Genomic DNA, 23,695 nt, shown 5'->3' with positions numbered 1-23,695 from the left:
ATTCAATCAGGTCGCCATCAATGGCGACCCTACAATATCGATCGCGTTAATGCGCAAACCGGGCACATGGGTAACAGAAAACGCCAGTCAGTTGTAGGGTGCGCATTTATGCGCACCAGGTCAAAAAACGCAACCAATATGCAAATAGAAATTAAGGTGCAGGGTACGTATATTGGCGATGAATCGCTTCCAGTTCCTCTAACACTTCGGCGCTCAGCGTCAGATTGAAACTCTCCACGTTAATCTTCAGCTGTTCCATCGTCGTTGCGCCCAACAGGGTGCTGGCGACAAACGGCTGTTGACGCACATAAGCCAGTGCCATCTGCGAAGGATCCAGATTGTGCTTTTTGGCTAATTCCACGTAAGCGGCAATCGCCTGGTTCGACTGCTCACCGCTGTAGCGGGTAAAGCGGCTGAACAGGGTGTTACGCGCGCCTGCAGGTTTTGCACCATTGAGATACTTGCCGCTTAAGGTACCAAACGCCAGGCTGGAGTAGGCCAGCAGCTCAACACCTTCATGCTGACTAATCTCAGCCAGGCCAACTTCAAAGCTGCGGTTCAACAAGCTGTACGGGTTCTGGATGGTGACAATACGCGGTAGCTCATGCTTTTCCGCCAGTTGCAGATAGCGCATCACGCCCCAGGCGGTTTCATTTGAGACGCCAATGTAGCGGATCTTACCGGCGCGTACTTGCTCGGTCAGCGCTTCCAGCGTCTCCAGCAGAGTGACAGGCACCGAATTCTCGGTGTACTGATAACCCAGCTTGCCGAAGAAGTTGGTCTGGCGTTGCGGCCAGTGCAGCTGATAGAGGTCGAGGTAATCGGTATTGAGACGTTTGAGGCTGGCATCCAAAGCTTCACGGATGTTTTTGCGATCCAGTGCCTGATGTGGGCGGATCGACGCATCTGCGCCGCGCACCGGCCCAGCCACTTTGCTCGCCAGAATGATTTTGTCGCGGCTGCCGCGCTTTTTGAGCCAGCTGCCGATGTACTGTTCAGTTAATCCCTGAGTTTCCGGGCGCGGCGGCACCGGATACATTTCAGCAGTATCAATCAGGTTGATACCGCTGCTAATCGCGTAATCCAGTTGCGCGTGGGCGTCGGCTTCGCTGTTTTGCTCACCAAACGTCATGGTTCCTAATCCCAGTTGGCTGACTTCCAGCGTACTGTGGGGGATGCGGTGATAATGCATTGCCGGCTTCCTTTTTTCATTATGAAATGGAATGTTGTGTCCTCTGGGACTATAGCCTGTGAAGCAGCGCGGAAGGAAGGGGGGAAAGTTCGGGAAATCGCCTGCACAGGGGGAAAAGTTGTGCAGGCGATGGAATTTGGCACTTAACGCTCAATGATGGTGGAAACCTCGTCACCATTGATCTGCATTTCATGACCTTGCTCATCGGTGTACTGCACCAGACCGGTCTCTTTATCGATGGACGGCTTACCATCGGTCTGAATCATGCGACCATCTTTGGTCGCCATCACATAATTACTGCTGCAACCGCTTAACGTCAGCGCGACCAGCATCAATCCAACTGCACTTACCAACCCTTTCATTCTTATCTCCCTCAACCTACTTCAACTGCAAAAGTGTAGTAATAAATGCTTTTGCTGGCTGACGTAATCGCATCATTCCTAAAATTAAAGGGCGAGATGCGCTCGCCCTTGACAACGCTAAGCCGCGCTCTTCTTGCTGCGCATGAGGTTCAGGCACTCCACCGCCATTGAGAAGAACATGGCAAAATAAATGTAACCTTTTGGTACATGAATGCCAAAACTCTCCAGAATCAGGGTAAAGCCGACCAGAATCAGGAAGGCTAACGCCAACATTTTGACCGATGGGTGGCGTTCCACAAACTCGCCGATAGTGCGCGCCGCGAACATCATCATCAATACGGCAATCACCACCGCCGCCATCATAATGAACAGATGATCCGATAAGCCCACGGCGGTTATCACCGAATCAAGGCTGAAGATGATATCCAGCAGCATGATCTGCACGATGGCACCCAGGAAGGAGTGGACGTTGGTTTTGTGTTCCCCTTCACCGCCTTCGATGGTCTCATGGATCTCCATGCTGGATTTCCACAGCAGGAACAGACCACCAAACAACAGAATCAAATCGCGCGCGGAAAAAGCATGATCCATCAGGGAAAACAGCGGGTTAGTCAGACGTACAACCCAAGCGATGGAGGCCAGCAAGCCAAGGCGCATCAGCATGGCACCCATTAAGCCGAGACGACGCGCTTTGTTTTGTTGATGTTTGGGGAGTTTCGCCACTACCAGAGAGAGGAAGATAATGTTGTCGATACCCAGAACCACTTCCAGAATGGTTAATGTTCCCAGTGCCAGCCAGGCATTGGGATCAGCAATCCAGTCAAACATGTGACCTTTAATCCTAATCTAAACGAATATTAAACGGCGATTATACACGTCCTGGTTCAGCCTGCACCTGCGTTGACTGCTCACGCTTGTCGCCTTGCTACAAGCGGAGCCCGTCGTATATCTGTTTCAGAAAATCACAGTAAAAAATGGCGCGCCAGCAGCGGGCCGGTGAAGCTTTTCTTGAGATAAAAACCGCGTGGTAGCGTCATTATAGGCTCTCCGTGCTCACCGATAGCTTCCGTCAGCGCTTTGCTGTTGGCCGCCTTCGGGCGGATTTGCAGCCAGGCGCCGTGGCGCGCGGTAATACGCTCGACCTGACCGAGTACGATCATATCCATCAACTCTTCCCAGTCTTCGCGCAACTGTTGATCTTCTTCTTCACTCGGATGCCACAGCAGCGGTGAGCCGACGCGGCGCTCCGCCAACGGCAGGGCGCGATCGCCCTCAATCGGGATCCACAGGACGCGAGAAAGTTTATGGCGTACATGACTGGTTTCCCAGGTGACCCCGCTGTTGCCGGTGAGGGGTGCCACACAGACAAAGGTCGTTTCCAACGGCTTGCCCTGCGCGTCCACAGGAATGGTCTTGAGTTCGATACCCAGATGCGCGAAATCCTGTTCTGCTTTACTCCCGGCACTGGCACCGAGATGTAACTCGATCAGCATGCCGACCCAGCCTTTGTCGCGCTTCAAGTTCGCGGGCACGGGTAAACCCAGCTGTGCGGCCAGAGCCGCAAAGGTTTGGCCTGCCAGCTGTTGTGCGCGTTGCAGCAATTCCACTTCATCTTGAGGCGGTGTCGGCAATAAAGCAGGGGAATTCATGGCAAAACTCATATTGGTTAAAGGATGAACAGCTTGCGTGACTATGGGTTTTCCACATGTCTACAGATTGAATAACCGTGATAATAGCATGATTCAGCATGCTTTTTTATGGCGATTGTCCCGCAGTCTTTAGTGCTATGACAAGGTTATCCCAGCTTGTTATCGACAATGAACAGGATCTTAAACCTAGTTATCCACAGAAAAGTGGGATAAGCCCCTTCAGAACAACCCCTGTTTCGATTTACAGCCTTGACTTTAGCGATTTGAACGCTTTTTTTCCTTTATTTGACCAGGTTTAGGGCATTCTCTGTGGATAAATGCGTCGCTGGTGGATCTTTGAGCAGATGATAAAACCTCTCTGTTATTTACTCTGGATCCTTATCAATATTGAGTCGCGATTTTTTCCTATCAATATGATTAATAGCGTTTTTAGTGCTATGCATGGCTGCCTTAATGAGATTTTTCTGAAGCGGTTATTCAACTCATTCCCGTGTTCTGCACAAAGCTATCCACAGAAAAGGTGCATAAGATCGCCCTTAAAAGTGCCTGGCTGTTCATAACTTGGCTAAACTCTGTGAGTTATCCTGTTTTTATTCTGCTATCTCCCCGGATATCCAGTGGTTTACCGCCTGTAAGGAGTGTGAAACAATCAGGCTATTCAAATTTAGCTTTGAGGTAGTCCAGTGATCGATGATGATGGCTACCGCCCGAATGTTGGTATCGTAATCTGTAACAGGCAAGGACAAGTGTTATGGGCCAGGCGCTTTGGACAGCACTCCTGGCAATTTCCTCAGGGAGGCATCAATCCGGGTGAAACTGCTGAACAGGCGATGTATCGCGAACTGTTCGAAGAAGTGGGTTTACACCGCAAAGATGTTCGAATACTTGCTTCAACCCGTAACTGGTTACGTTACAAGTTGCCAAAACGTTTGGTGCGTTGGGACACAAAGCCGGTGTGTATCGGCCAGAAACAAAAGTGGTTTCTTCTGCAGTTGATGTGTAGTGACGCGGAGATCAATGTGCAGCACAGCAGCACGCCGGAATTCGACGGCTGGCGCTGGGTCAGCTTCTGGTATCCGGTGCGCCAGGTGGTCTCTTTCAAACGCGACGTTTATCGTCGGGTCATGAAAGAATTTGCGGGCGTAGTGATGTCTATGCAGGAGAGTGCGGGGCAGCGTAGTAACAACAACGCCGCCCATCGACGTAAAAGAGGATAGGCCACGCCCTTTATGCTCACTCAGTTGCGCGAAATTGTAGAAAAAGTGGCGAGTGCTCCGCGTCTGAATGAAGCACTCGACATCTTGGTAAATGAAATCTGCCTTGCGATGGAAACCGAGGTTTGCTCGGTGTATCTCGCCGATCACGACAGGCGTTGCTATTACCTGATGGCGACGCGCGGGCTTAAAAAGCCGCGCGGTCGCACCATCACGCTGGCGTTTGATGAAGGTATTGTCGGGCTGGTTGGGCGCTTAGCCGAGCCGATTAACCTTGCCGACGCGCAGAGCCATCCCAGCTTCAAATACATTCCCTCAGTAAAAGAAGAGCGTTATCGCTCCTTCCTCGGTGTGCCGATCATCAGCCGACGCCAGTTGCTTGGCGTGCTGGTGGTGCAGCAGCGTGAACATCGCCAGTTTGATGAAAGCGAAGAGTCTTTCCTGGTCACGCTGGCGACGCAAATGGCCGGACTCCTGTCGCAATCCCAACTGGGCCAGCTGTTTGGTCAGTTCCGTCAGACGCGCGTTAAAGCGATTGCAGCAGCGCCAGGCGTGGCCGTGGCGCCGGGTTGGGTTGATGAAACCCAGCCGCTGCTCGATCAGGTCTCTGCGGCTTCCACGCTGGATGTCCAGCGCGAACGTGAACGTTTAAGCGTCGCGATGAGTGAAGCCAGCAATGAGTTTCGCCGCTTCAGTAAGCGCTTTGCTGCCAGCGTGCAGAAAGAGAGTGCGGCGATCTTCGATCTTTACTCACACCTGTTAACCGATGCGCGTCTGAAAAAGGATCTCTTTGCTGAGATCGATCGCGGATCGGTCGCCGAGTGGGCGGTTAAAACGGTGATCGAGAAATTCGCTGAACAGTTTGCCAATTTGCAGGATCAATACCTGCGCGAACGTGCGGGCGATCTACGCGTGCTCGGTCAGCGCTTGCTCTTCCATCTCGATGATACGCTGGTCGGCACTAACGCGTGGCCAGAACGCTTTGTGCTGGTCGCCGACGAACTCACCGCAACCACCCTGGCAGAGCTGCCACAAGAGCGTTTAGCGGGTGTGGTAGTGCGCGATGGCGCGGCTAACTCTCACGCGGCGATATTGACGCGCGCCATGGGAATTCCCACCGTGATGGGCGCGGATATCATCCCTGCGCATCTCAATAAACGCCTGTTAATCGTTGATGGCTATCGCGGCGAAGTGCTGATCGATCCTGAACCGGTGCTGGTACAGGAGTATCAACGCTTAATCAGCGAAGAGAACGCGCTGAGTAAGATGGCCGAAGGCGTGGTGGAACAGCCCGGCGAGCTGAAAAGCGGCGAACGTGTGCAGGTGATGCTCAACGCCGGCCTGAGCCCAGAGCATGAACAGGCGCTGGATAGCTGGGTGGATGGCATCGGCCTCTACCGCACCGAAATTCCGTTTATGCTGCAAAACGGCTTCCCTTCTGAAGAGGAGCAGGTGGCGCAGTATCAGGGCATGTTGCAGCTGTTCTACGACAAGCCGGTGACGCTGCGTACGCTGGATATCGGCGCAGATAAACAGCTGCCATATATGCCGATCAGTGAAGAAAACCCGTGTCTGGGCTGGCGGGGTATCCGTCTGACGCTCGACCAGCCGGAAATCTTCCTGGTGCAGGTGCGTGCGATGCTGCGCGCCAACGTGGCGTCAGGCAACCTCAGCATTTTGCTACCGATGATCAGCCACATCGATGAGATCGATGATGCGCGTCGCCTGATCGATCGTGCCGGTCGTGAAGTGGAAGAGATGCTGGGTTATGTGATCCCCAAACCGCGTATTGGCGTGATGATCGAAGTGCCTTCGATGCTGTTCTTGATCCCGCATCTGGCCGATCGCGTGGACTTTGTGTCCGTGGGGACCAACGATCTCACTCAATATTTGCTCGCGGTGGATCGCAACAATACCCGCGTGGCGAATCTCTACGATCCGCTGCATCCGGCGATGCTGCGCGCGTTGCAAACCATTGCTCACGAAGCCCATCAGGCCAAGCTGGAACTCTGCCTGTGTGGTGAAATGGCTGGCGATCCGATGTGTGTCGCTCTGTTGGTGGGGTTGGGTTATCACCACCTCAGCATGAACGGGAAAAACATACCGCGCGTGAAATACCTTCTGCGCCATCTCGACCACGAAGAAACGCAGAAGCTGAGCGAGCAGGGTGTGGCGGCGCACACCGCTTCAGAAGTGCGGCATCTGGTTTCCGCCTTTATGGAACGCCGTGGTTTAGGTGGTTTGATTCGCGGCGGCCGTTAACGGCGTTTACATTTCCACGCCATTTGTGAAAAGCGGCTGTGCTATCATGCGCAGCCTTTTATTGTATGACCCCTTAGCCAGACCCGTTTTCAGGGCAGAAAAATCGATGGTGAAAGATGACTAACGGCTACATTTCGTTTCCCCAATTCGATCCGGTAATTTTCTCTATCGGACCGATTTCGCTTCACTGGTACGGCTTGATGTATCTGGTGGGCTTTGTATTTGCTATGTGGCTGGCGGTGCGCCGGGCCAATAAACCTGGCAGCGGCTGGAAAAAAGAGGAAGTGGAAAATCTGCTGTATGCGGGCTTCCTCGGCGTGTTCCTCGGTGGCCGTATCGGCTACGTGCTGTTCTATAACTTGCCGTTGTTCCTCGACAATCCACTGTATCTGTTCAAAGTCTGGGATGGCGGCATGTCGTTCCATGGCGGTCTGATTGGGGTGATTGTGGTAATGCTGGTGTTTGCGCACCGCACCAAGCGTACTTTCTTCCAGGTGTCAGACTTTATTGCACCGCTGATTCCCTTTGGTTTGGGTGCCGGTCGTCTCGGTAACTTCATCAATGGTGAGCTGTGGGGCCGTGTCGACCCGAACTTCAAATTTGCCATGCTGTTTCCTGGTTCCCGCAGCGAAGACATTGCGCTGGCGGCCAACAACCCACAATATCAGCAACTGCTGAGCACCTACGGTGTGCTGCCGCGTCATCCTTCGCAGCTGTATGAGTTGTTCCTGGAAGGCATCATCCTGTTCATCATTCTCAACCTGTTTATTCGTAAACCGCGTCCGATGGGCAGCGTCTCCGGACTGTTCCTGATTGGCTACGGCGCATTCCGCATTATTGTGGAGTTCTTCCGCCAGCCGGATGCGCAGTTGGGTCTGTTCGAAGGCGGCATCAGCATGGGGCAGATCCTCTCAATCCCAATGATTGTGGCCGGTGTGGTTATGATGATTTGGGCGTACCGTCGTCGTCCGCAGCAACAAACTCGTGAGGTAAAATGAAACAGTATCTGGACTTAATGCAACATGTGCTGAATGAAGGCGCAGAGAAAGCCGACCGTACCGGTACCGGCACGCTGTCTATTTTCGGCCACCAGATGCGTTTCAATTTGCAGGAAGGTTTTCCGCTGGTCACCACCAAGAAGGTGCACCTGCGTTCAATCATTCATGAACTGTTGTGGTTCCTCAAAGGCGAAACCAATATTGCTTATCTGAAAGATAACAAGGTGACAATTTGGGATGAGTGGGCCGATGAGAATGGCGATCTGGGGCCAGTTTACGGTAAGCAGTGGCGCAGCTGGGGCAGTGCTTCAGGTGAAGAGATTGACCAGATCAGCAAAGTGATTGAGCAGTTAAAACGTGATCCTGATTCACGCCGCATTATTGTGTCGGCATGGAACGTGGGTGAGCTGGACCAAATGGCATTGGCACCTTGCCATGCGTTCTTCCAGTTCTACGTGGCGAACGGCAAGCTCTCTTGTCAGCTGTATCAGCGTTCGTGCGATATCTTCCTCGGCCTGCCGTTCAATATCGCCAGCTATGCGCTGCTGGTGCATATGGTGGCTCAGCAGTGCGATCTGGAAGTGGGTGATTTTGTCTGGACCGGCGGCGACACGCATCTGTACAGCAACCATCTGGAGCAGGCGCAGCTGCAGCTAACGCGCGAACCACGCCCGTTACCGAAGTTGGTGATCAAGCGTAAACCTGCCTCTATCTTCGATTACAACTTCGAGGATTTCGAGATCGAAGGTTACGACCCGCATCCAGCGATCAAAGCGCCAGTGGCGGTCTAACGCTCCTGCATCAAGCTGAAACCCTGCCATCGTGCAGGGTTTTTTTATGCGTATTTTGCATCTGTCTCGCATAAATTTGTCTCTGCCTGCATCGTGCAAAACTCTCCTGCGCGATAAATTCCATCCTGCCGCTTCGATGCTTGTCGTCGCTCTGACTTAAGCACAGAGTGAGCGCCATGAACAAATACCCGAACGCCGGTTTTACCTTGCCTGAGCTGCTCATCGTTATGGTTATCGCCGGCATACTTAGCCTTGGTGCAATGCACAGCTGGCAGCGCTGGCAGCAGCATCAACAGTTACGTGACAGCGTGCAGCAGTTACAAGGGTTCCTGACCCGGCTGCGTGCGCACGCGAACTGGCATAACAATGATTTCACGCTGTGGTTTATCCCTGGCGGCAACGGCTGCATCGGCGTCGGTACTCAACCCTCACAGGGTTGTGCGTTACCTTCGCGTTGGTGGTTCACCCCACCGCATAACGGGGTACGTATTACCGGACTGGTGGGTGAACCGGGCTTTTACGGACGCCGTGATGTGGCGCGGCCAGGCAGCATCAATATGGAAAGTGAAGCCGGACAGTGGCGGCTGATTATTTCCGCCCGCGCCCGCATTCGCGCCTGCCACATGGTAGACAAAGGGTGCGAATAAGTCAGGAAGGCTTCAGCCTACTGGAGATGCTGATCGCCATGGCGGTAGGTGCCATTTTGATGGTCAGCGTGGGTCGATTTTTACCTCTGTTATTAGCGGAAAATCTGCAATTGCAGCAGCGTGTTCAGCTGCAACAGGAGCTACAGCAGGTCGCTCACACGCTGCAAAAAGCCCTCCAGCGTGCGGGCTATTGTCGCGGCCAGTGCAGCGGGCCGGCACTCACCATCGCCAGCAACTGTGTTTTGTTGCGCTGGGACGAGAACAGCAATGGGCGCTGGGAAGGGGTCGGCAGCAGTGAGAGTGACTACTACGGCTACCGTCTGCGCAATGGGCAGATGGAAATGCAGCGCGGCGTGGAACACTGCAATGGCAGCGGTTGGGAGCGCATGACCGATCCTGCGTTTCTTGCCATCGACAAATTTCGGCTGGAGCGCCAAGGGACACGACTGATACTGCAACTGGCAGGGCGCGCGGGTAGTCAGCGTGTGCAACAGGAAAGCTGGATTGAAGGCTGGAATCTATGAATCAGCGCGGTAACAGCACATTGGGCATGGTGCTGATGCTGTTACTGCTGGGCGGAGTGACCTTGCACGCGACGCGCACCCAGCTCGAAAAGGACGTGGTTCTGGTGGCCGACGAGCAGCAGCATCATAAAGATTTCTGGCAAGCACAAGCTGCACTGGAATGGGGGCTGGCGCAGAGTTGGCCTCCGGTCTCGGGCTGGCAATGTCAAACATTGCCGTCACAGCGGTGGCAAAGCTGTTTACTCAGCATGGAGGAGGGGAATGCACTGTTATCAGGACAAGAAGAAGGCCGTGAACTTCGGCTCTGGCAATGGGTCTCGCGGCAAAGTCACTCACTGCAGCCGCAAGCGCAAGGGAGAATCGACTACTGCCCGCTTCCAAAGGCAGATCAATGCCAGCCGTAATCAGCAGGGTTTTAGCCTGGCGGAAACCTTAGTGGCGATGCTGTTGCTGGCAATGACCATCAGCACCTTATTGCAATACCACCGCGCCTTGGCGCTGGGTTTCAGTCAGCAATGGCAACAGCGCCAGGCGTGGCGGGTTGCCGGCCAAGCCCTGCTGGGCCGTGATGTTGAAGGCTGGCAGATTCAGCGCCAGCAGCAAACTATCGCGCTGGGCTGTGTGTTGGAAAGCGTCACCGTAGTGGGTCCACAACAACGAAGTGCCAGCCTGGCGCGGCTCAATTGTCGCTGAGGTGACCTCCGCGATAGGCATCCCCGGCGATACAGGGTAGAGTGACCAGGCTGCGCTGTTTTACCTCTCACAAGGAGACTTATGTTCCGGGTTTATCACTCCAATCAGCTCGATCTGTTGAAGAATCTGGCCGGTATTTTGATTGAAAATCAACCGCTGACGGATGTGCTCGCGGCTGAGCAGGTGCTGGTGCAAAGCCCCGGTATGGCGCAATGGTTACAGATGGAGCTGGCAAACAGCTTTGGTATTGCTGCGAACATCGATTTCCCACTGCCCGCCACGTTTATCTGGAACATGTTCGTCAAGGTGCTGCCCGGCATTCCTGAAGAGAGTGCTTTCACCAAAGCCAGCATGAGTTGGAAGCTGATGCACCGCCTACCGACGCTACTGGAGCAGGAGGCTTTTCAACCGCTGCGCCACTATCTCAGTGATGATGATGACAAACGTAAGCTGTATCAGCTTAGCGCTCGCGTCGCCGATTTGTTTGACCAGTATCTGGTGTATCGCTCTGACTGGCTCAACAGCTGGGAACGCGGCGAGCTGATTGAAGAGTTAAGTGATGCGCAACAGTGGCAGGCGCCGCTGTGGCGCGACCTGGTCGAGTTCACGCAGCAGCTCGGCCAGCCGATGTGGCACCGTGCCAACCTCTACGCACGTTTTATCCAGGCACTGGAGCAGGCAGAGACGCCGCCAGCAGGCTTACCGCAACGTGTCTTTATCTGTGGCATCTCTGCGTTGCCTCCGGTTTACCTTCAGGCGCTGGAAGCACTCGGGCGCCATATTGATATCCATCTGCTGTTCACCAATCCCTGTCGGCACTACTGGGGCGATATCCAGGATTATGCGTTTCTGGCGAAGCTACAGAGCCGCCAGCGTCGTCGGGTGCAGTCTGAAGAGCGACAACCGCTGTTCCGTGATCCAGAGGCGGCTCCTGCGCTGTTTAACGAGGCAGGCGAACAGCAACTCACGAACCCGCTGCTGGCATCGTGGGGAAAATTAGGCCGCGATAACCTGTTTTTGCTCAGCCAGATGGAGTCTGCTGCTAACGATATTGATGCCTTTGTCGAGATGCCGTATGACAACCTGCTGCACAGCTTGCAGGCCGATCTGCTTAATCTTGATGACCGGGCGGTGATCGGAGTCAATGCCGATGAACTGGGAAACAGCAGCAAAAAACGTCTGCTCGATCCTGAGGATCGCTCTATTACCCTGCAGGTGTGCCATAGTCCGCAGCGCGAAGTCGAAGTCTTGCAGGATCACTTGCTGGCGCTGATGGAGGCCGATCCAGATCTGAAACCACGTGACATCATCGTGATGGTGGCGGATATCGACAGCTATGCGCCTTTTATTCAGGCGGCCTTCGCCAGCGCACCGAGCGAACGCTATCTGCCCTTTGCCATCTCCGATCGCCGTGCCAGCCAGGCGCACCCCGCGATTCTGGCGTTGCTCAGCTTGCTGTCACTGCCGGAAAGCCGCTTTGCTTCTGAAGAAGTATTGGCACTGTTGGAAGTGCCCGCACTGGCGCAGCGTTTCTCGGTGGATGAGAGCGGCCTGCGTTTGCTGCGTCGCTGGGTGATGGAATCCGGTATTCGCTGGGGACTGGATGATGCCAGCGTCGAAGCACTGGCTCTGCCGGTCACCGGGCAACATACCTGGCGCTTTGGCCTGCAACGTATGCTGTTGGGCTACGCGCTGGAGAGCCGTAACGGAGACTGGCAGGGGATACTGCCGTACGACGAATCCAGCGGTTTAATTGCCGAACTCGCCGGACATCTGGCCGAATTATTGTCGCTGCTCGATGCATGGCGTAAGCGCCTCGCGGAAGAGCGCACACTATCAGCGTGGCAGCCTCTGTGTCGTGAACTGATCGACAGCTTCTTTGCCGGCGATGCCGAAAGTGAGGCGGCGCTGTTGCTGGTTGAAACGCAGTGGAAGCAGATAATTGAGCAAGGCATGCAGGCGGCTTATCAGCAGCCGATTCCCGTGACGTTATTACGTGATGAACTGCACTCGCGGCTGGATCAACAACGCATCAGCCAGCGGTTCCTGGCAGGGCCCATCAACTTCTGTACCCTGATGCCGATGCGTTCAATCCCGTTCAAAGTGGTCTGCTTGTTGGGCATGAACGATGGCGTTTATCCCCGCACACTGGCTCCTTTAGGCTTTGATTTGATGCAACAGCGGGCGCGCAAAGGCGACCGTAGCCGTCGGGATGATGACCGTTATTTGTTCCTCGAAGCGCTGATTTCTGCTCAGCAACAGCTCTATATCAGTTATATCGGGCGCGCGATTCAGGACAACACCGAGCGCTATCCCTCGGTACTGGTTACCGAACTGGTGGATTATCTCGGACAGAGTTTCTGTTTGCCGGGGGATGAATCCTGTGAGCCAGATGTCAGCGAGCAACGGGTGCGTGATCATTTGCAAATACTGCACAGCCGTATGCCGTTTGCCGCAGAAAATTTCCAGCCGGGGGCCTATGGCCAAAGCTTTGCCGCAGAATGGCTGCCTGCCGCCACTGGCACCGGCGTGGCGCAACCTGACTTCGTACAGCCGCTGGAGCCCATGACGCTGGAGACGCTGTCTCTGGAACAACTGCTGCGCTTCTGGCGCCATCCGGTGCGCGCCTGGTTCCAGCAGCGTTTGGGCGTCGCATTTTGGATGGAAGAGAGTGAATTACCCGATAGCGAGCCGTTCGCGCCGGACAGTCTGGAGCGTTACCAAATCAATGCACAGCTACTGAATACGCTGGTTGATGGCGACGATCCCGCGCAGCTTTATGCGCGTCATCGTGCGGCCGGTAATCTCCCTTATGGCGCTTTTGGGGAACTTTTCTGGCACAGCCAGACCGAAGAGATGCAGGAAGTGGCTGCTGAAGTCAGTGGGCAGCGTCAGATGGCTGAAAGCTGGGAGATCAATCTAGCGCTTAATGATGTGCAGTTGACCGGCTGGCTGACACAGGTGCAAGCTGATGGACTGCTGCGCTGGCGACCGGGCGTGCTGAACATGAATGATGGGCTGCTACTGTGGCTGGAGCATCTGGTTTATTGCGCGCTGGGTGGGACCGGGGAAAGCCGCATGTATGGCCGTAAACAGAGTCACTGGCGTTTCAAAGCGGTCAGCGCCGATCAGGCCCAATCATTGCTAAGTGATTACATCAGCGCCTGGCAAATGGGCATGACGGAGCCACTGATGTTGCTCAATAAATCGGGTGGCGCCTGGTTGGATGCCAGCTTCGACGGTAAATCACGTCAGCTTCTGGATGATGAAGCTACCCAGAAAAAGGCACTTAACAAACTGCTGCAAGCCTGGCAAGGTGGCTTCCAGGTCGAGGGAGAGGGCAGCGATCCCTATCTGCAGCGTTTGTGCCGTGCGCTGGATGACGAAGCTGTACAGGCTATCGTCACCGCCGCGCGTCAGTGGTATTTACCAGTGCGCCTCGCGCACCAAGATGATGAATAGCAATCGGGTAACGACAGCCTTTGCTGTTGTTCTCAAAATCATAAAAAAGTCTGTTTTTTCTCCGCTGGGCACACAGCCAGCGGTATAGGGTAACGAAAGGGGTTTAAATGCGGATTAACGCACGCTGGATAGGAGCGCTGCTGCTGAGCATGCTGGCGCTGAGTGCCTTTGCCGATACCGATCGCGGCTGGCAGCCCATCAATGAAACCATTCGCAAAAGCGATCACGATCCACGCAGTTATCAGGCGATTACGCTCACCAACGGCATGACAGTGCTGCTGGTGTCGGATGCCGCAGCACCTAAATCTCTCGCGGCAATCACCCTGCCGATTGGATCGCTTGACGATCCTAATCAGCAATTGGGATTAGCGCACTACACCGAACATATGGTGTTGATGGGATCCAAGCTTTATCCACAGCCGGACAATCTGGCGGAGTTTCTAAAAAAACATGGTGGCAGCCACAACGCCAGCACCGCCTCCTATCGCACCGCATTCTATCTGGAGGTGGAGAACGATGCGTTGCAGCCCGCTGTGGATCGTCTTGCCGATGCCATTGCAGAACCCTTGCTTGATCCGGTCAATGCCGATCGCGAACGGCATGCGGTCAATGCGGAACTCACCATGGCGCGCTCGCGTGATGGTTTGCGTATGGCGCAAGTGGGAGCGGAGACTCTCAATCCGGCGCACCCTGGCTCGCGCTATTCCGGCGGTAACCTCGACACGCTGCGTGATAAACCCGACAGCAATTTGCACCAGGCTCTGACGGATTTCTATCACAGCCATTATTCCGCCAACCTGATGAAAGCGGTAATTTACAGCAACAAATCCCTGCCGGAGATGGCGGATATTGCCGCCCAGACCTTTGGTCGCGTCAGCAACCATCAGGCGATCGTACCGAAGATTGAAGTGCCGGTGGTGACCGATGCGCAGAAAGGTATCATCATTCACTATGTGCCTGCCCAGCCGCGCAAGCAGCTGAAAATTGAATTCCGCATTGCTAACAACAGCGATCAGTTCCGCAGCAAAACCGACACCTTGATCAGCTACATTCTTGGCAACCGCAGTAAAAACACCCTTAACGACTGGCTGCAAAAACAGGGGCTGGCTGACGGTGTCAATGCGGGGGCTGACCCGATGACCGACCGTAACAGCGGCGTGTTTGCCATCACGGTTTCGCTGACGGATAAAGGTCTGGCGCAGCGCGATGAAGTGGTGGCTGCGGTATTCAGTTACCTTGATATGCTGCGTAACAAGGGAATCGATAAAGGCTATTTTGACGAAGTGTCACATGTGCTGGCGCTGGACTTCCGTTACCCTTCCATTACGCGTGACATGGATTACATCGAATGGCTGGTGGACACCATGCTGCGCGTGCCGATCGATCATGCGCTGGATGCTCCTTACCTGGCGGACAACTTCGACCCGGCGGCCATCAAATCTCGCCTTGATGAGATGACGCCGCAAAATGCACGCATCTGGTACATCAGTCCTGGTGAACCGCATAACAAAGAAGCCTACTTCGTCAACGCACCTTATCAGGTGGATAAAATCAGTGCTGCACAGTTCAGCGACTGGCAGCAGCGTGGGGCGCAGATTCAGCTCTCAATGCCGACGCTCAATCCTTACATTCCATCCGATTTTTCGCTGATTCCCTCAGATGGCAAAACCTACACTCACCCGGTAGCGCTTACCGATGCTGATAGCATGCGTATTTACTGGATGCCAAGCCAGTATTATGCCAGTGAACCGAAAGCGGCGATTACGCTGGCGCTGCGTAATAAAGCCGCTATCAGTGATGCGCGCCAGCAAGTGCTGTTTGGTCTGAATGATTATCTCTCCAGCGTGGCGCTGGACGAGTTGAATTCGCAGGCCTCCGTCAGCGGCATCAGCTTCTCGACGGGTGAAGATGACGGCATTGTGTTCAATGCCAGCGGTTTTACCCAGCGCTTGCCGGAGTTGCTGAAAAAACTGGTTGAGGGGTATGCCACTTTCCAACCGGATGCACAGCAGTTGGAGCAGGCTAAATCCTGGTATCTGGATCGACTGGAAGCCGCAGAGAAGGGCAAAGCGTTTGAGCAGGCGATACAGCCGATGCAGATGTTGTCGCAACTGCCGTACACCCAGCGTGAAACGCGCCGTAAGCTGGTGAAAGACCTCACGCTGAAAGATGTCACTGAATATCGTGATGCTCTGTTACGCCAGGCTACGCCAGAAATGATGGTGGTGGGGAACCTCTCAGCCGATCGTGTGAAGCAACTGGGCGCTGATTTGCAGCAGCAGTTGCACAGTGATGGCAAGGGGTACTGGCACAGCAATTACGTGGCGATCGACAAAGCCATGAAGGCGAATCTGCAAACCGCAGGAAGCAGCACCGATTCGGCGCTGGCAGCACTCTACGTCCCGCTCGGCTATGACGAGTACCAAAGCATGGCCAACAGCACCATGCTGAGCCAGATTGTGCAGCCGTGGTTCTACAACCAGTTGCGCACCCAGGAACAGTTGGGCTATGCGGTGTTCTCCTATCAAATGCCGATTGGTCGTCAGTGGGGGATTGGTTTCCTGCTGCAGAGTAACAGTAAGCAACCGGCTTATCTGATGCAGCGTTTCGAGGCGTTCTATCCGCAGGCAGAACAACGCTTGCGTGACATGAAACCGGAAGATTTCGCTCAATATCAGCAGGCATTAATCAATGATTTGAAACAGCGCCCACAAACGCTGGATGAAGAAGCCAATCGTTATAACCGCGATTTCAATCGTCAGAATTTTGCCTTTGATACGCGAGAGAAAGCCATTGAGCAAATTCAGAAACTCACGCCTGCAGGGTTGGCTGATTTCTTCCACAAGGCGGTGATAGCCCAGCAAGGTATGGCGATGGTGTCACAAATCGGCGGTAGCCACGATGGCGCAACCAAAGACGATTATGCGCCACTCCCCGGCTTCACCACCTGGGATCAGGTTGAGAAATTACAGCAATCCTTGCCGGTTAAGAGTGATGCGCAATGAGTCAGCTGCAACTGCCAGAATCGCTTAATCCGCTGACGCTGCCTTTACGCGGTGAACGGCTGATTGAGGCTTCTGCTGGCACCGGAAAAACCTTCACTATCGGACTGCTCTATCTGCGTTTATTGCTGGGGCTGGGCGGGGCGAATGCTTATTCCCGCCCGCTATCAGTGGAAGAGATTCTGGTGGTGACTTTCACCGAGGCGGCCACCGCAGAGCTGCGTGGACGTATCCGCGCCAACATTCATGAATTGCGGCTGGCCTGTATTCGCGGTGCCAGCAGCAATCCCATGCTGATGCAGTTGTTGCACGAAATTCCACAGCCAGCGGATGCCGCCTCATTGCTGTTGGCCGCCGAACGCCAGATGGATGAGGCGGCCATCTTTACTATCCACGGCTTCTGCCAGCGCATGCTCAATCTCAACGCCTTTGAGTCTGGCATGCTGTTTGAACAGCAGCTGATCGAAGATGAACATCAACTGTTGCGGCAGGCTACTGCGGATTTCTGGCGTCGCCATTGCTACCCGCTGACGCTGGATATCGCCCGGGTAATTGTCAGTGAATGGAATGGACCAGAGCAACTGCTGGCGACGTTACGCCCGTGGTTGCAGGGCGAATCCCCCAGCCTGCGTCAACCGCCGGGTGACGCGGAAACCATCACCTCTCGCCATCATGAAAATCTGGCGCGTATTGAAGCGATGAAAGCGCAGTGGCGCGCGGTGGGCGATGAGGTACTGACGATCGTCGGTCAGTCGGATGTGGATAAGCGCAGCTACAGCAGCAAAAATCTCCCAGTTTGGGTGAATAAAGTCAGCTTTTGGGCGCAGAGTGAAACCTGCGATTATCAGGTGCCTGCTGAACTGACTCGCTTTACACAACAGGTGCTTGATGAGAAAACCAAAAAGGGCAATCCTCCTCAGCATACGTTGTTCTCAGCCATCGAGACGTTCCTCTCGCAGCCCGTTTCACTGCGCGATGTGGTGATTGCCCGGGCGCTAGTCGAAGTGCGCGTGGCAGTGCGCAAAGAGAAGCGGCAACAAGCGCTACTCGGCTTTGATGACCTGCTAAGCCGACTGGATGATGCGCTACAACAGCCCGGTGGTGAGCAATTGGCACAAGCGATCCGTCAGCGTTATCCGGTGGCACTGATTGACGAATTTCAGGATACCGATCCCCTGCAATACCGTATTTTCCGCACACTCTATATTCAGCAGCCGGAACATGCGTTATTGCTGATTGGCGATCCTAAACAGGCTATCTATGCGTTTCGTGGTGCGGATATTTTTACCTATATTCGTGCGCGCAGTGAAGTCAGTGCCCACTACACGCTCGATACCAACTGGCGCTCTTCTCCTGCCATGGTGGAAAGCGTCAATCAGCTGTTTGCACGGCTTGATTCTCCCTTCCTGTTTGAGGCAATTCCGTTTCTGCCGGTGCAGTTTGCGCCGCCGAATCAAACACTTTCACTCAGTATCGACCAACAGGAGCAGGCAGCCTTACGCCTCTGGCTGCAACCGGGTGAGGGATGCAGTGTGGGCGATTATCAGCAAGCGATGGCGCGGCAATGTGCCGCGGATATCAGCCGCTGGTTGCAGGCCGGGCAGCAACAGCGCGCCATGCTGGGTAAAGCCCCGGCGCAGCGTGCGGTCCAGGCATCCGATATCACGGTGTTAGTGCGCAGCCGCAACGAAGCCAACCTGATTCGTGAGGCGCTGAATCAGCTGGGGATTCCCTCGGTTTACCTCTCAAACCGTGACAGTGTTTACACCACGCCAGAGGCGCGCGAGCTGTTATGGTTGCTCCAGGCGGTGCTGGCACCGGAACAGGAGCGTATGTTGCGTACGGCGCTGGCTACCTCGCTGTTTGCGTTTGATGCGGCACAACTGGACAGGTTGGATCAGGATGCGCGCGGCTGGGATACGCTGGTGGAGACTTTCGCACGTTGGCAGCTGTTGTGGCAGCAGCGGGGCGTGTTGCCGATGCTGCGCCAGCTGATGCTGGAGCGCCAGTTGGCGGAGAACCTGTTGGCCTCGGAAAACGGTGAGCGTCGTCTGACGGATCTGTTGCATCTCGGCGAGCTACTGCAGGAAGCCGCTGCGCAACTCGACAGCCCCCATGCGCTGGTGCGTTATCTGGCGCAGCAGATCGATAGCCCGGACAGCCAGTCATCCAGCCAGCAACTTCGTCTGGAAAGCGATCGCCATCTGGTGCAAATCGTCACCATTCATAAATCGAAAGGACTGCAGTATCCGTTGGTGTGGCTGCCTTTTGCCGCCGGTTTCCGCGAAGCCGATACCGCGCTTTATCACGATCGTGAAAGTTTCGCAGCGGTGCTGGATCTGCAAGCTGATGATGAAAGCCTGGCGCTGGCCGAACAGGAACGCCTGGCGGAAGATTTGCGCTTGCTGTACGTGGCGCTGACGCGCTCGGTGTATCACTGCAGCGTGGGGGTTGCGCCGCTGTTTCGCGGTACGCGCAAGAAAGAGGGCGCGAGCGATCTGCATAAAAGTGCACTGGGATATCTGTTACAACGCGGCGAGGCGGCGACAGCTGAGCAGCTGGCCGTGCTGCTGAGTGAGATGAACGCAGCGGGCACTGAAGTGGTGTCAGTACAAGATGACGATGCCGAACGCTGGCAGGAAGCGACTATCGCGGATAGCCAGCTAAATGCACGCTCAGTCACGCGTCCATTGGTTGAATCCTGGCGCGTGACCAGCTACTCCGGTTTGCAGCAGCATGGTAACCAACGGCTGCTTGATGTTATGCCGAACTTTGATATTGAGGCGGCCGGTGAAGATCTTCAGGAAGATGGCAGTGAAACCACACTGACGCCCCATCATTTCCCACGCGGTGCGGCGCCAGGAACCTTCCTGCACGAACTGTTTGAATCGCTGGATTTCCCGCACCCCCCCACCGCTGAAAAGCTGGAGCAACATCTGCAGCAAAATGGCTATCCGCTGCACTGGCAGCCGATGCTCAGCGACTGGATTGCGCGAGTGGTGAGTACGCCACTTAACGCGCAGGGCATTAAGCTTGCCGAGGTGCAGGCCAGCGATTGTTTAGTGGAGATGGGTTTCTATTTGCCGATTGACGGCCTGCTGACGGCGGAAGCGCTGGATAGCTTGATACGCCAGGATGCCTTGTCATCGAATGCGCCATCGCTTGAATTTCGCCAGGTACAGGGCATGCTGAAGGGCTTTATCGATCTGGTGTTCCGCTGGCAGGGCAAATATTACCTGCTGGATTACAAATCCAACTGGCTGGGTGACAGCCGTGAAGCTTACACGCCGGAAGCGATGAAACAGGCGATGATCGACCACCGCTACGACTTGCAGTACCAACTCTATACGCTGGCGTTGCATCGCTATCTTAAACATCGCCTGGCGGATTACGATTATGATCAGCACTTTGGCGGCGTATTTTACCTGTTCTTGCGTGGGCTGGATGGCAGTTCGCCTGACAATGGCGTATTCCACACTCGCCCGACTCAGGAATTTGTTTCACAGTTAGATAGCCTGTTTCGCGGGCCAGGAGCCACAGTATGAGCGGCATGACAGCACTGCTTGCGCAGGCGGCTGAGCTGCGCTTATTGCGCCCGTTGGATATCCAGTTTGCACTGCTTTTAGCCGACGACAGCCAACCGGCACGGTTATTGGCCGCCGCTTGCCTCAGCGCGGAAGCGGGGGAAGGGCACGTCTGTTTACCGCTGTCTCAACTGAGCCAAGAGAACTTGTTTAAGGGACGTCACGCGGAGTTGGCGCAGGCTATTTGGCTGGCGGCGGGTGAGCCACAGGATTGGCCATCGATCCTGGCAAACTGGTCTGCACTGAGCAGCAGCGAGCAGGCAGCGCCTATAGTGCTCTGTGATGATCGTCTCTATCTGCATCGTTTCTGGCACAACGAGGGTCAGGTGGCCCGCTTCTTCCAGACGCAGTCAGCACCGCAGCCATTCGCTAACGAAACGGTGCGTGAGGTGCTGGATAGCCTGTTTGGTACCCAGCCGGATGACTGGCAAAAAATCGCCGCCGCAGTGGCCCTCACGCAGAAAACCGCGGTGATATCGGGTGGGCCCGGCACCGGGAAAACCACCACCGTGGCAAAACTGCTGGCGGCGCTGATTCGCTTGAGTGACGGGGCGCTGCGTATTCAGCTCGCTGCCCCGACAGGTAAAGCGGCAGCACGACTCACCGAATCCCTCAGCAAAGCGCTGCAGAAGCTGCCGGTCAGTGAGGCTGAACGCCAGCGCTTTCCCGCTGAAGCCACGACCTTACACCGTTTACTGGGTGCGCAGCCTGAGACACAACGCTTACGCTATCACGCGGGCAATTTGCTGCATCTGGATGTGCTGGTGGTGGATGAGGCTTCAATGGTCGATCTTGGCATGATGGCCAATCTGATTGCCGCATTACCGCCGCAGGCGCGCGTGATATTCCTCGGCGACCGTGACCAGCTTGCCTCAGTAGAAGCGGGTGCGGTACTGGGGGATATTTGTCGCTGTGCGGAAGCGGGTTACAGCACGGCGCGTGCGGCTCAGCTGCATGCCTTAACCGGCTGTGAGGTTGACGGCAATGATGACAGCCGCGCCCCAGCGGTGCGTGACGCAATCTGTCTGCTGCGTAAAAGCTACCGTTTCGATGCGCATTCAGGAATCGGTCAACTGGCAGCCGCAGTGAATGCCGGTGAGTCTAAAGCCGTTGAAGCGGCATTTCAGGCTGGTTTTAGCGATATCGCTCGCCAGCCGCTGAATGACGGCGAAGCCTATCAGGCGATGCTGTCGGAAATCGCTGAAGGGTATCGGCCGTTTCTGCGGTTAGTCAGTCAGCGCGCGCAGCCGAGCGAGATCCTGGCGGCATTCGGACGTTATCAACTGCTGTGCGCCCTGCGCGAAGGTCCGTTTGGTGTGCAGGGGTTGAATCAGCGTATTGAACAGAAGTTGCTGCAGATGCAGTTGATTCGTCGACCCACCGGCGGCAGCCGCTGGTATCAGGGGCGCCCGGTGATGGTGACGCGCAACGACAATGCCCTTGGGTTGTTCAATGGCGATATCGGCATCACGCTGTTCGATGACGAGGGGCTGCTCAAAGTGTTCTTCCCCTTGCCCGATGGCAGTATCAAAGCCGTTCAGCCGAGCCGCTTGCCTGCGCATGACACCGCGTGGGCGATGACAGTGCATAAGTCACAGGGTTCGGAGTTTGACCACACGGCCTTAGTGATGCCCGCCCAGTTCTTGCCGGTGCTGACGCGCGAATTGATCTATACCGCGATTACCCGCGCCCGCAAGCAGCTCACGTTATACAGCGATGACGGCGTATTCCGCCGGGCGGTGCAGTTGCGTACTCAGCGCCGCAGTGGATTGCTGGAGAGGTTAGGTGGGGAATAGGGAGGGGTCGGCAAAAATGCCGACCTTACATACCCGGGGTCATTTTTGTAGAGTGCGCATTTATGTGCACTGAAAATTCACGCGATGCGTTAATTAACCCAAATCCGCCATCAGCACTTTTGAACGGCGCTGATAGTTATACATCTGCTTCTTGCTCTCGGGCAGAGACTCAATATCCACCGGCGTAAAGCCGCGTTCCTGGAACCAGTGAATACTGCGTGTGGTGAGCACGAACAACTTCTTCAGCCCCATCTGACGCGCTTGCAGTGCCACGCGCTCCAGCAACAGCTCGCCGCGTGAAGAGCTGCGATAATCAGGATGTACCGCCACACAGGCCATTTCACCAATCTGCTCATCCGGGAACGGATAGAGAGCCGCACAAGCGATAGTCAGGTTATCACGCTGAATAATGGTGAATTTGTCGATCTCCATCTCCAACTGCTCGCGTGAACGCCGCACCAAAATGCCTTGCTGCTCCAGCGGGCGAATCAACTCCAGAATGCCACCGATATCATTGATGGTCGCACGACGAATCTGCTCAGCAGACTCCATCACAATCTGCGTACCGATACCGTCACGTGAGAATAACTCTTGCAGCAGAGCACCGTCTTCCTGATAGCTAATCAGGTGGCTGCGACGAACGCCGCTGCGGCAGGCTTTGACAGCGCCGCGCAGGAAACGCACGGTGCCAGACAGGAAATCACCGTCACTTTCCATCTCATCGATACGCGCTTGCGCTTCATTCGGGAACAGTTCGGAAATGATGGTGCCTTCACGGTTGGTGACACCCTGCTCGGAGCAGAAGCCAATCATCTTTTCGGCTTTGAGTTTGATGGCTAGCTGTGTCGCCACCTCTTCCGAGGTGAGGTTAAAGCTCTCACCGGTCACGGAGACCGCGACTGGACCGAGCAACACAATGGCGTCGTTGTCCAACTGACGGTGGATTGCTTCTTCATCTATACGACGAATACGACCACTGTGGCAGTAATCGACACCATCATCGACGCCCAACGGCTGCGCGATAATAAAGTTGCCGCTGACCACGTTGATATGTGCACCTTGCAGCGGAGTGTTGTTCAGGCTCATCGACAGGCGAGCCGTGATATCCAGCTGTAAACGCCCGGCAGCCTGTTTCACCAGCTCCAGTGATTGCGCATCGGTGACGCGTGTATGTTTGTGATAAATCGGTTCCAGCTGCTGCTGTGCCATGCTGGCGTCAATCTGCGGTCGGGCACCATAGACAACCACCAGGCGAATGCCGAGACTATGCAACAGGCCAATGTCATTAACGATACTGGAAAAGTTCTCATGCTCGATGGCCTCGCCACCCAGCATAATGACAAAGGTCTTGTCACGATGGGTATTTATATAGGGAACGGTATGGCGAAAACCCTGAACCAGTTCAGTACTACGTTCCTTCACGGCAAACCCTCTGTGAATGTTTATTCGAAATTTCTGTATTTTTATGCTCTTTTGCCTGCTATTGCAAGCGCCGGGCCTGACGTTACTTTACGATTTT

At 55.0% G+C, this 23,695-nt stretch carries 17 protein-coding genes; 12 read left to right on the top strand and 5 right to left on the bottom strand.

Annotated elements, in window-relative coordinates:
• Positions 1-151: 151 nt before the first annotated feature.
• From PSSD_RS05585 to mutH, 4 genes are all read right to left on the bottom strand, one after another.
• Positions 152-1,192 carry an NADP(H)-dependent aldo-keto reductase gene (locus PSSD_RS05585; protein ID WP_058969890.1) on the bottom strand — a complete coding sequence of 347 codons (1,041 nt, stop codon included), beginning with the start codon at positions 1,190-1,192 and terminating at the stop codon, positions 152-154.
• 143 nt (positions 1,193-1,335) lie between these two features.
• Positions 1,336-1,554, bottom strand: coding sequence for a YgdI/YgdR family lipoprotein (locus PSSD_RS05580; RefSeq protein WP_039333223.1), 219 nt, complete (start codon positions 1,552-1,554; stop codon positions 1,336-1,338).
• 117 nt (positions 1,555-1,671) lie between these two features.
• Positions 1,672-2,382, bottom strand: coding sequence for a TerC family protein (locus PSSD_RS05575; RefSeq protein ID WP_039333225.1), 711 nt, complete (start codon positions 2,380-2,382; stop codon positions 1,672-1,674).
• Between the two features lie 134 nt (positions 2,383-2,516).
• Positions 2,517-3,203: a DNA mismatch repair endonuclease MutH gene (gene mutH / locus PSSD_RS05570; RefSeq protein ID WP_058969889.1), complete on the bottom strand. Its 687-nt coding sequence runs from the start codon at positions 3,201-3,203 to the stop codon at positions 2,517-2,519.
• Positions 3,204-3,886: 683 nt separating this feature from the next.
• Here mutH and rppH point away from each other — a divergent pair.
• The 12 genes from rppH to recD all read left to right on the top strand — a co-directional run bounded on the left by rppH (position 3,887) and on the right by recD (position 22,176).
• The gene (gene rppH, locus PSSD_RS05565) at positions 3,887-4,420 is read left to right on the top strand and encodes an RNA pyrophosphohydrolase (protein ID WP_039333229.1); all 534 of its coding nucleotides are present in this window, start codon (positions 3,887-3,889) and stop codon (positions 4,418-4,420) included.
• Between the two features lie 12 nt (positions 4,421-4,432).
• Positions 4,433-6,679 (top strand): phosphoenolpyruvate--protein phosphotransferase, encoded by a 2,247-nt coding sequence (gene ptsP / locus PSSD_RS05560; RefSeq protein ID WP_039333231.1) that lies wholly within the window; start codon positions 4,433-4,435, stop codon positions 6,677-6,679.
• 116 nt (positions 6,680-6,795) lie between these two features.
• The gene (gene lgt, locus PSSD_RS05555; RefSeq protein WP_039333234.1) at positions 6,796-7,677 is read left to right on the top strand and encodes a prolipoprotein diacylglyceryl transferase; all 882 of its coding nucleotides are present in this window, start codon (positions 6,796-6,798) and stop codon (positions 7,675-7,677) included.
• Positions 7,674-8,468 carry a thymidylate synthase gene (thyA, locus tag PSSD_RS05550; protein ID WP_058969888.1) on the top strand — a complete coding sequence of 265 codons (795 nt, stop codon included), beginning with the start codon at positions 7,674-7,676 and terminating at the stop codon, positions 8,466-8,468. Before lgt ends, thyA begins: the two co-directional genes overlap by 4 nt.
• A 176-nt stretch (positions 8,469-8,644) precedes the next feature.
• Positions 8,645-9,115: a prepilin-type N-terminal cleavage/methylation domain-containing protein gene (locus PSSD_RS05545; protein ID WP_058969887.1), complete on the top strand. Its 471-nt coding sequence runs from the start codon at positions 8,645-8,647 to the stop codon at positions 9,113-9,115.
• The gene (locus tag PSSD_RS05540) at positions 9,106-9,639 is read left to right on the top strand and encodes a prepilin peptidase-dependent protein (protein ID WP_058969886.1); all 534 of its coding nucleotides are present in this window, start codon (positions 9,106-9,108) and stop codon (positions 9,637-9,639) included. The genes PSSD_RS05545 and PSSD_RS05540 overlap by 10 nt, the downstream gene beginning before the upstream one ends.
• Positions 9,636-10,043, top strand: a complete 408-nt coding sequence (locus PSSD_RS27940; protein ID WP_058969885.1) for a DUF2509 family protein — start codon at positions 9,636-9,638, stop codon at positions 10,041-10,043. Before PSSD_RS05540 ends, PSSD_RS27940 begins: the two co-directional genes overlap by 4 nt.
• Positions 10,027-10,332 (top strand): prepilin-type N-terminal cleavage/methylation domain-containing protein, encoded by a 306-nt coding sequence (locus PSSD_RS27935; protein ID WP_369404260.1) that lies wholly within the window; start codon positions 10,027-10,029, stop codon positions 10,330-10,332. Before PSSD_RS27940 ends, PSSD_RS27935 begins: the two co-directional genes overlap by 17 nt.
• A gap of 81 nt (positions 10,333-10,413) precedes the next feature.
• Positions 10,414-13,794 carry an exodeoxyribonuclease V subunit gamma gene (gene recC / locus PSSD_RS05525; protein WP_058969884.1) on the top strand — a complete coding sequence of 1,127 codons (3,381 nt, stop codon included), beginning with the start codon at positions 10,414-10,416 and terminating at the stop codon, positions 13,792-13,794.
• Positions 13,795-13,901: 107 nt separating this feature from the next.
• Positions 13,902-16,799 carry a pitrilysin gene (gene ptrA / locus PSSD_RS05520; RefSeq protein ID WP_058969883.1) on the top strand — a complete coding sequence of 966 codons (2,898 nt, stop codon included), beginning with the start codon at positions 13,902-13,904 and terminating at the stop codon, positions 16,797-16,799.
• Positions 16,796-20,341 (top strand): exodeoxyribonuclease V subunit beta, encoded by a 3,546-nt coding sequence (gene recB / locus PSSD_RS05515; RefSeq protein WP_058969882.1) that lies wholly within the window; start codon positions 16,796-16,798, stop codon positions 20,339-20,341. The genes ptrA and recB overlap by 4 nt, the downstream gene beginning before the upstream one ends.
• Entirely contained in the window at positions 20,338-22,176 is a 1,839-nt protein-coding gene (gene recD, locus PSSD_RS05510; protein WP_058969881.1) for an exodeoxyribonuclease V subunit alpha, read from the top strand. Before recB ends, recD begins: the two co-directional genes overlap by 4 nt.
• Before the next feature lie 93 nt (positions 22,177-22,269).
• Here the strand turns inward: recD and argA are convergent, their stop codons facing one another.
• Positions 22,270-23,598: an amino-acid N-acetyltransferase gene (gene argA, locus PSSD_RS05505; RefSeq protein WP_039333254.1), complete on the bottom strand. Its 1,329-nt coding sequence runs from the start codon at positions 23,596-23,598 to the stop codon at positions 22,270-22,272.
• Between the last annotated feature and the right edge of the window lie 97 nt (positions 23,599-23,695).

Origin of the sequence: Type-D symbiont of Plautia stali (assembly GCF_001485335.1) — a bacterium.
Taxonomy (GTDB): domain Bacteria; phylum Pseudomonadota; class Gammaproteobacteria; order Enterobacterales; family Enterobacteriaceae; genus Pantoea; species Pantoea vagans_C.
The sequence above is the reverse complement of the archived record's forward strand: the minus strand, read 5'-3'. Positions and strand labels throughout refer to the sequence as shown.